Genomic DNA, 2,131 nt, shown 5'->3' with positions numbered 1-2,131 from the left:
TTGCCATCCTTCCTTTGCTTTTCTTGACGGGGATAACGGTAAAAGGGGTTAGATCAGCGCAAACGCGTCTGCATCCCTGAGGAAAGGCAATTGCTCCCTGACACCCAGCAAATGCTCACGCGACAGCGTGGCGTTGCGCACGCTTTCCACCTCCACCTCATCGATCAGAACCTCGCCGAGCGGGTCGATAAGCATCGAGTGGCCGTTGTAGCGCAGCCGGTTACCGTCCTCTCCCACGCGGTTGACGCCAATCACGTAGCTTTGATTTTCAATCGCCCGCGCGGTGAGCAGGGCTTGCCAATGCGCCGCGCGCTTTTCCGGCCAGCTGGCGATATAGAGAGCGACGTCGTAGCGAGCGTCCGCATTGCGTGACCAAAGGGGAAAGCGCAGGTCGTAACAGATAAAAGGCGCAATGCGCCAGCCGCGATGCTTAACCACCAACTGAGCCTCGCCCGCGGTATATTCCCGGTCCTCTTCGGCAAAAGAGAAAAGGTGTTTTTTGTCGTAGTGCGCAATGCCGCCGTCCGGCGTGACAAACAGCAGGCGGTTATAAAAGCGCCCTTCTTCGGTGATGATCATGCTGCCCACCAACGCGCTGCCGGAATGAGAGGCGCGCTCCTGCATCCACGCGATGCCAGGCCCCTGCATGGTTTCCGCGATCCCCCGCGGCGCCATGGAAAAGCCGGTGGTGAACATTTCCGGCAGGATAATAATGTCGCTGGCTTCGGCCTTGGCGATGTGCTCCGCCATACGGCGGCGATTACGTTCGGCGTCTTCCCAGATAATGTCGCTCTGGACCAAGGTGACGCGCAGATCCTGATCTGTCATGTCTCTAATCTCCCTCAATAATGTGTGATTTTTTCAGCGCAGATCGGCGTCATACAGTTGCTCCAGGAAGCCGCCCTGACGCACGATTTCCCGAATTTCAGCGGCAGGCCCCTGCTGCCCGGGCGCGGCGATAAAACCGCTTTCCACCAGATAATCGAAGTAGCGGAACAGCAGCGCACGGTCGCATGGCACGCAGGTAATCCCGGCATGCGACAACTGCTGACGGGTGTGCTGCGTGGCGTAACGGGCCTTCTCGCTGATTTCGCTGCCGCAGTAGAACAGCGCCAGCAGATCGGTGAAGGTGGAGCGATAAGGTTTGCCTTGTAACCAGAGACGGTTTTCGGTCAGTGCGTCGAAATAATCGGCGTTGATCAGCGTGCTGATGCGATAGCCGTACTGCCGCAGGAAGTCGACGATATCGTCATAGGTAATGGGGTTGGGATGGGTCAGGTTGAGCGTACGGCCCTGGAAGCTGTCTATGTCCACTATCGCGCAAAGCGATGCGCGGGCAACGTAATCCACCGGCGTAATATCAAAATCTTCCCGCGAGCTAAACGTCATACCGGTTTCCACCAGCGCTTTGATCATCTCGTAGTAGATGCCCTTCACCCGGGTCTCCACCAGCGGGTAGCGCCCGCTGACGCTGTCACCCCAGATATTGCCCGGCCGGGTGATCACCCAACGCAGCCCGCGTTTACCCGCCTCGTGTACCGCCTGCTCCGCTTCGAACTTGGATCGTTCATAGTCCATGTCATTAAACGACTGGCCGACGTCCAAATCCGTTTCCTGCAGCGTAAACCCGTCCTGGTAAAGCTTATCGCCGACGATGCTGAAGCTTGAGGTATAGAGCAGCGGCACATTGCCCAGCAGACACAGCGCAATAAGGTTCTGCGTACCGCCGACGTTGACCGGCGCGATTTTGCCGTACGACGCCACCAGGCTGACGTTAGCTGCACAATGGATAACGCGATCGATCCCCATTGCCAGTTCCTGGTAATCCGCCTGGTCCAACCCGAGCCTTGGCTGGGTGATGTCCCCGATCAGCGGGATCACGCGCCAGAGATGTTCCCGGCTGCGACGTTCGGGATCGTAGGTATAGAGAAGTTGTTCCAGCCTCTCCAGCGCCTGCTGCGGGCTGGCGGCGCGCACCAGACAGTACACGCAGGCGTCGGTACTCTGCAGGATTTCGAGCAGGATACGGCCGCCCAATACCCCCGTTGCGCCGGTAAGCAGTATATTTTTTACCTGTTGATTAACATTGACCATGTTCATCCCTCAACAAAGCGATTAAATGAGCCTGACC

Annotated in this window: 2 protein-coding genes; both read right to left on the bottom strand. The window is 57.8% G+C overall.

Annotated elements, in window-relative coordinates:
* Positions 1-48: 48 nt before the first annotated feature.
* Positions 49-828 carry an amidohydrolase gene (locus tag ACUTQW_RS24125; RefSeq protein WP_006328020.1) on the bottom strand — a complete coding sequence of 260 codons (780 nt, stop codon included), beginning with the start codon at positions 826-828 and terminating at the stop codon, positions 49-51.
* A gap of 33 nt (positions 829-861) precedes the next feature.
* Positions 862-2,094 (bottom strand): thioester reductase domain-containing protein, encoded by a 1,233-nt coding sequence (locus tag ACUTQW_RS24120; protein WP_006328022.1) that lies wholly within the window; start codon positions 2,092-2,094, stop codon positions 862-864.
* Positions 2,095-2,131 lie beyond the last annotated feature (37 nt).

Source organism: Serratia sp. TSA_7 (assembly GCF_052692135.1).
Note: the sequence above shows the minus strand (reverse complement) of the source record. Positions and strands in the feature narration are given on the sequence as shown.